Origin of the sequence: Magnetospirillum fulvum (genome assembly GCF_900108475.1) — a bacterium.
Lineage (GTDB): Bacteria > Pseudomonadota > Alphaproteobacteria > Rhodospirillales > Magnetospirillaceae > Phaeospirillum > Phaeospirillum fulvum_A.
In genome coordinates this window covers 53,290-59,739 of sequence record NZ_FNWO01000008.1, presented here as the reverse complement: position 1 = coordinate 59,739, position 6,450 = coordinate 53,290, and the positions used below count along the sequence as shown (strand labels likewise).

General features: G+C 63.1%; 8 protein-coding genes. 6 read left to right on the top strand and 2 right to left on the bottom strand.

Annotation, left to right across the window (positions count from 1 at the left end; all coding sequences use genetic code 11):
• Positions 1-532 precede the first annotated feature (532 nt).
• The gene (locus BLW40_RS10730) at positions 533-1,222 is read left to right on the top strand and encodes a class I SAM-dependent methyltransferase (RefSeq protein ID WP_074768405.1); all 690 of its coding nucleotides are present in this window, start codon (positions 533-535) and stop codon (positions 1,220-1,222) included.
• Positions 1,223-1,243: 21 nt separating this feature from the next.
• Here the strand turns inward: BLW40_RS10730 and BLW40_RS10725 are convergent, their stop codons facing one another.
• Entirely contained in the window at positions 1,244-2,272 is a 1,029-nt protein-coding gene (locus tag BLW40_RS10725; RefSeq protein WP_083386743.1) for a YeiH family protein, read from the bottom strand.
• The gene (locus tag BLW40_RS10720; protein WP_074768403.1) at positions 2,265-2,507 is read right to left on the bottom strand and encodes a DUF6967 family protein; all 243 of its coding nucleotides are present in this window, start codon (positions 2,505-2,507) and stop codon (positions 2,265-2,267) included. Before BLW40_RS10720 ends, BLW40_RS10725 begins: the two co-directional genes overlap by 8 nt.
• Positions 2,508-2,839: 332 nt before the next feature.
• Between BLW40_RS10720 and dsrA the strand changes: the two genes are divergently transcribed.
• The 5 genes from dsrA to tusB all read left to right on the top strand — a co-directional run bounded on the left by dsrA (position 2,840) and on the right by tusB (position 6,423).
• Positions 2,840-4,087: a dissimilatory-type sulfite reductase subunit alpha gene (dsrA, locus tag BLW40_RS10715; protein WP_074768401.1), complete on the top strand. Its 1,248-nt coding sequence runs from the start codon at positions 2,840-2,842 to the stop codon at positions 4,085-4,087.
• A gap of 99 nt (positions 4,088-4,186) precedes the next feature.
• Positions 4,187-5,212, top strand: a complete 1,026-nt coding sequence (gene dsrB, locus BLW40_RS10710) for a dissimilatory-type sulfite reductase subunit beta (protein ID WP_244511138.1) — start codon at positions 4,187-4,189, stop codon at positions 5,210-5,212.
• Between the two features lie 23 nt (positions 5,213-5,235).
• Complete coding sequence (gene tusD, locus BLW40_RS10705) at positions 5,236-5,595, top strand: sulfurtransferase complex subunit TusD (RefSeq protein WP_074768397.1); 360 nt, start codon at positions 5,236-5,238, stop codon at positions 5,593-5,595.
• 15 nt (positions 5,596-5,610) lie between these two features.
• On the top strand, positions 5,611-5,985 hold the full coding sequence (gene tusC, locus BLW40_RS10700) for a sulfurtransferase complex subunit TusC (RefSeq protein WP_074768395.1): 375 nt from the start codon (positions 5,611-5,613) through the stop codon (positions 5,983-5,985).
• Positions 5,986-6,120: 135 nt separating this feature from the next.
• Positions 6,121-6,423: a sulfurtransferase complex subunit TusB gene (gene tusB / locus BLW40_RS10695; RefSeq protein ID WP_074768393.1), complete on the top strand. Its 303-nt coding sequence runs from the start codon at positions 6,121-6,123 to the stop codon at positions 6,421-6,423.
• Positions 6,424-6,450: the final 27 nt, after the last annotated feature.

Below are 6,450 nucleotides of genomic sequence, written 5' to 3'. Positions count from 1 at the left end.
TTCAGTATAATAGAATAATTTTAAAGTTAAATTATTCATCATAACGACGTTTAATTTTTTAATTAATGCTTGATAAATAATTTTATATAAGGAGTCTCATCTCCTGCATTGACCTCTGGTCTTCGGTCATTGTCGGCGCATCTATCCAATGGCAAGGTGTGCTTGGCTGATCGGCTCTCCCCGTCGATGTCCCGGTGGGGCCGAACTGTCATAAAGAGTCGGTCGTGAAAAAGTCCTTCGGCCTTTGGCCTCAGTGTACTTTTCCCCGGTTCAAAAAGAATCCCCGTGCTCAATCAAGCTTTCCGCGCGGGGATGGATTTGGTTCCCTCCGAGGCCGATGGGCGACGCCCACGGCTTCGGAGGCTGGTGAAACAGACAACACGAAAAATGGGCGCTGGGCCGCCCCTAGCCCATTTTTCTCCTTTTAATCCAACGGGAAAAAGTACACCGAGCGACAGCAAGGGACTTTTTCACGGGAGACTTAAAGAGGGTTTGCGGACTGTCGCCGGGCTATCAACAGGGACGATCTCTTATGGAAAAACGACGTAACGGCGACGTGTTGCTGGAAACCGTCGCGGTCGATGGCAAGCAGGTGGTCGATGTCGGCTGCGGCGAGGGCCACATCGTCCGGTTGCTCACCCGCCACGGCGCGCATGTGATCGGGGTCGAATGCAGCCCGCGGCAATTGGTGGCGGCATGGGCGTATCCGCGTGTCGGCGACGAGCGGATCGTCAGCGGGGTCGGCCAGGATCTTCCCGTCGCGGCGGACAGCGCCGATCTGGTGATCTTCTTCAACAGCCTCCACCACATTCCGCCCGACCAGATGGCGGTGGCGCTGGCAGAGGCGGCCCGCGTGCTGCGGCCGGGCGGGCTGGTGTACCTCTCCGAACCGCTGCCCGAGGGATTGTTCTTCGAGACGGTGCGGCCGATCGACGACGAAACCGCCGTCCGCGCCCAGGCGCTGGCCACGATCGAGCGCTGCGATGCCTGCGGCCTCGCCCTGGCCGGGGAAATCCGCTATTGCCACGAGGTGGCGATGGATTCGTTCGCCTCGTTCCGCGCCCGGGTGATTTCGGCCAATGCCGACCGCGAAGCCCGCTTCGACGTGCTGGATGCCGAGATGCGGGCGTTGTTCGCGGCCAATGCCACGCCCGGCCCGGACGGAACTTTCCGGTTCGAGCAGCCGATGCGGGTCAACCTGCTGCGCAAACCCCCCGCCTGAGCGGGGGGCGGCGGTCGGGCGTTACGCCGTTCCGCCTTGCACCAGCAGCACCGCCAGCACCAGCGCCGCCATCAGCACCGTTTCGACCAGCAGCAGGATCACCGGCTTTGGCCCCAACTGGGTCATCGCCTTCAGCGAGGTCTTCATCCCCAGCGCGGCGATCGCGGTGACCAGACACCAGCGCGACAGATCGTTCAAGCCGGTGGTCACCAGCGCCGGGACCCATCCGGTGCTGTTGATTCCGACCAGCACGGCGAAGGCGACCAAGAACAACGGCAACAGCGGCGGCTTCTTGCCCTGCTCGCTGCGGACGCCGAACGCCAGCGAGACCACCATCACGATCGGCAACAGCATCGCCACCCGCAGCAGCTTGACGAAGGTGGCGGTATCGCCGGTCTGGGTCGATAGGCTATAGCCCGCACCGACCACCTGGGCGACGTCGTGGATGGTGCCGCCGAGGAAGATACCGGCGCTGTTCGGCCCCAGCCCGAACCCGCTGACGATCATCGGATAGAGGATCATTGCGACGGTGCTGAGCGTGGTGACCCCGATTACGGTGAAGATGGTGTCGCGCTCGGACTGCTCGGTGCGCGGCAACACCGCCGCGATCGCCAATGCCGCCGACGCGCCGCAGACCGCGACCGCGCCTCCGGTCAGCACGCCGAAGGCGCGCCCCAATCCCATCAGCCGCGCCGCCCCGACTCCGACCAGGGTGGTGAAGGCGACGGTGACCACCATCAGCAGCGGAGTCTCGAGTCCCAATTCGGCGATCTGGCCGAGGGTGATCCGCATCCCCAGCAGCGCCACCCCGATCCGCAGTACGGTGCGGGACGCGGTGGCGATGCCCTCGACGCAGCGTCCTTCCTGCGACAGGAAGTGAAACGCCATCCCCAGCAGCAGGGCGTACAGCATCGTCGGGCCGCCGTAATGATCCGACAGGAAGCTCGCGGCCAGTCCCACCGTCGCGGCGGCGAGCAAGCCGGGAAATTGGGTCCGCAGCGTCGCGATCGCCGCGCCGCCCCGTTCGGCGATGCCGCTTGGCTCAGTCATGATGCGCCTCCGCCCCCGGCTGGGCAAAGGCGGTTCGCAGCGTCTCGGACAAAGCGGCGGCGGTTGCCGAATCGAGATCGAGCAGGGTGAAGCGGTGTCCTTCGCGGATGCGCAACCGGGCCAGATGCATCCCGCTGTCATAGATCAACGACTGCACCACCACCTCTTTTCCCCAGGGAGCGAGGAGGCGTCCAACCTCGGTTGCTGTCGCCTCGCCGGTCTCGTCATTGCTCATTTGTTTTTTAATCCCTCAAAGGAGTGCCGCATCGGGCTGAAAATCATAATATTAGAATATTGTAAATTATCGTATTGCGATGTTCAAGCGCATGTTATAGCCTGAATATGTTCGGCATAGATCGAGCATAAAGAGCCACCGGATTAACCGGGGTCAGTGCAGGGCGGTTGTGTAGGAAACTCCGACTTCGTCGGAACTGTCTGTTGATTTGAGCATTGCCGATTCAAATTCGGCGATGAGCGGAGTTGTCTGCTTGATCGCGGCAACCCGAACGGACGTTTCTTGCCAAAAATCCCCCTGAACGTCGATGGAAGAGGCGAGGAGACGAGTCGATGTCGATGGAGATGCCCAAGACTCCGATGCTGGATCAGCTGGAAAGCGGGCCGTGGCCCAGCTTTGTCAGCGGCCTGAAACGACTGGCCCAGTCGGAGGACAAGTCCTATGCCCCGATGATGAAGGATCTGCTGGGGCAGCTCGAACGCTCGTACCAGACCCGCAAGGGCTATTGGAAGGGCGGCACTATCGGGGTGGTGGGGTACGGTGCCGGGGTGATTCCGCGCTTTTCCGAACTGAAGGACGAGTTCCCCGCCTCGGCCGAGTTCCACACGCTTCGGATCATGCCGCCGGCCGGGATGCATTATACCGCCGAAATCCTGAGCCAGCTTTGCGACATTTGGGAAAAATACGGCTCGGGCCTGATCGCGCTGCACGGCCAGTCGGGCGACATCATGTTCCAGGGCATCCGCTCCGAGAACGTCCAGCCCTGCTTCGACGAAATGAACGAGCTTGGCTTTGACCTGGGCGGGGCGGGGGCGGGGGTGCGGACCTCGATCTCCTGCGTCGGCGCCGCCCGTTGCGAGCATTCCTGCTTCGACGAGGCGCGGGCGATGCGGATGCTGGTCAACGCCTTCCTCGACGAGATGCACCGCCCCTCGCTGCCCTACAAGTTCAAGTTCAAGGTGTCGGGCTGCGCCAACGATTGCGCCAACGCGATCCAGCGTTCCGACTTCGCGGTGATCGGCACTTGGCGCGACGAAATCCAGGCCGACCAGGACGAAATCCGCCGCATCGTCGCCCGACGCGGCCGCAAATGGCTGATCGATCAGGTGATTACCCTGTGCCCGTCGCACGCGCTGTCGCTGAACGACGACGACAGTCTGGACATCGCCAACCACGATTGCGTCCGCTGCATGCACTGCATCAACGTCCTGACCAAGGCGCTGTCGCCCGGTCGGGTCCGGGGCGCCACCGTGCTGATCGGCGGCAAGCGGACGCTGAAGATCGGCGACCTGATGGGCAGTGTGGTGGCACCGTTCCTCCGCCTGGAGAGCGACGAGGATTACGAGGCCCTGCTCGATCTGGCTCGGCGGGTGATGGATTTCTTCATCGACAACGCGCTGGAGCACGAACGTACCGGCGAAATGATCGAGCGGATCGGGCTGGTCAATTTCCTGGAAGGGATCGGGCTTGAGGTCGATCCCAACATGATCCGCCACCCCCGCACCAATTCCTATGTCCGCACCGACGGGTGGGACGAGGAAGCCGCCAAGTGGAAGGCTCGCCACGGCGCCGCCGAATAGTCCCGCCCCTTACCCCCGCCGATCACGATCGCATCCCGTCCCGAGGAGGAAACCTTGGCCCCACCGCGCAGACCCGTCGAGAGTGGCGTTCCCGACCCCATGCCCTTCATGCATCCGCTGCTGCGGAAGAATTACGGCACCTGGCGCTGGCACGAGCGGCCCCGTCCCGGCGTTTTGCGCCATGTCGCCGCCAGCGGCGACGAGGTGTGGACGGTCAAGGCGGGAACCCAGCGTCAGCTTGACGTCTATACCGTCCGCGCCCTGTGCGCGATCGCGACCGATCTGGCCGACGGCCATCTTCGCTTCACCACCCGCTCGAACGTCGAGTTCATGGTGGGGGCGGCCGAGCGGGTCGATCCACTGATCGCGCGGCTGGAGGCCGAGGGCTTTCCGGTCGGCGGCACCGGCAATTCGGTGTCGATGATCTCGCACACCCAGGGCTGGCTGCATTGCGACATCCCCGGCACCGACGCTTCGGGGGTGGTCAAGGCGCTGATGGACGCGGTTCACCACGAATTCACCCATGAAGAGATGCCCAACAAGGTGAAGATCACCACCTCCTGCTGCCAGATCAATTGCGGCGGCCAGGGCGACATCGCCATCAACATCCAGCACACCAAGCCGCCCAAGATCAATCACGACCTTGTCGCCGGGGTGTGCGAGCGCCCGGCGGTGGTGGCGCGCTGTCCGGTCGCGGCGATCCGTCCGGCGATGGTCAACGGCAAGCCCAGCCTGGAAGTGGACGAGGCGAAATGCGTCTGTTGCGGGGCCTGCTATCCGCCCTGTCCGCCGATGCAGATCAACGATCCGGTCCATAGCAAGCTGGCGATCTGGGTCGGCGGCAAGCATTCCTCGACCCGCTCGAAGCCGACCTTTCACAAGCTGGTCGCGGCCGGGATTCCCAACAATCCGCCGCGCTGGCCCGAGGCGACCGAAATCGTCCTCACCATCCTCGATGCCTACAAATCCGGGGCCAAGCCGTGGGAGCGGGTGGGCGAGTGGGTCGAGCGGATCGGCTGGGCCCGCTTCTTCGAAGAGACCGGGCTGCCGTTCACCAAATATCACGTCGATAACTGGCGGGGCTCGCGCGGCAGCCTCAACAGCTCGGCCCATCTGCATTTCTAAATCGAACGGGGAGAGCAGCAGCGATGAAGTTCGCGATCCTGGTCAACGAGGGACCGTTCAATCATCAGGCCTCGGATACCGCCTACCATTTCGCCCGGGCGGCGCTGGACAAGGGTCATCAGATCCTGCGGGTGTTCTTCTATTACGACGGCGTCCACAACGGCAACCGGCTGTCGTCGCCCCAGGCCGACGAGCGCAACATCGTCGCCCGCTGGTCGGCGCTGGCCGAACAGAGCGGGACCGACCTAGCCGTCTGCGTCGCCGCTGGATTGCGGCGCGGCATCAAGGACGAGGTGCTGGCACCGGGCTTTCGCATCACCGGGCTGGGCCAGTTGGTCGAAGCCGGGATCGACGCCGACCGTACCCTTGTTTTCGGTGATTAGAGGGAAGCCCAAGCGATGACCGATCAACCGGTGATCAAGAAATTCATGGTGGTCAACCGCAAGGCGCCGCACGGCACAATCTATGCGCTCGAAGTGCTGGAGATGGTGCTGATCTCGGCGATGTTCGACCAAGACGTCCATGTCGTCTTCCTCGATGACGGGGTCCAGCAATTGCGCAAGGGCCAGAGCCCAGCCGCGCTGGAGATGAAGGATTTTTCCAAAACCTACCGGGCCCTCGACGGCTACGGGATCGAGAAAGTCTATGTCGAGCGCGAGTCTCTGACCGAACGCGGGCTTGGCGAAGACGATCTGGTGATCCCGGTCGAACTGATCGACCGGGCCGAGATGGCCCGGCTGATGGACGGGATGGACGTGGTGTTGAGCGCCTGATACCGGCGACCGTCAGTAATGGGCTGGTCCAGCCGCCGTTGAGGCGGCGGCCAAGGGCGCGGAGGCGCCCGCCCGGCGAGGGACTATACGGCGGATCAATTCATTGAGCCGCCGGTATGAAGGGAGAGGCCCGAAATGCTGCATACCGTCAACAAATCGCCGTTCGAGCGCAACACCCTGGAAGCCTGTCTGAAGCGGGCGCTGCCGGGGTCGGCGATCCTGCTGATCGAGGATTCGGTCTATGCCGCCCAGGCCGGAACGGTCCTGGCCGACGCGATGAGCCAGACCGCCCGCGCCTTCGACGTCTTCGTGCTCGGTCCCGATCTCGCCGCCCGCGGGATTGATCCCGACCGGCTGGTCGAAGGGGTGTGGGTGGTCGATTACGGCGGCTTCGTCGATCTCGCGATCGAGCGCGGTCCGGTTCAGTCCTGGCTTTGATCCAAACGAACATAAGGGTGTTTCAAT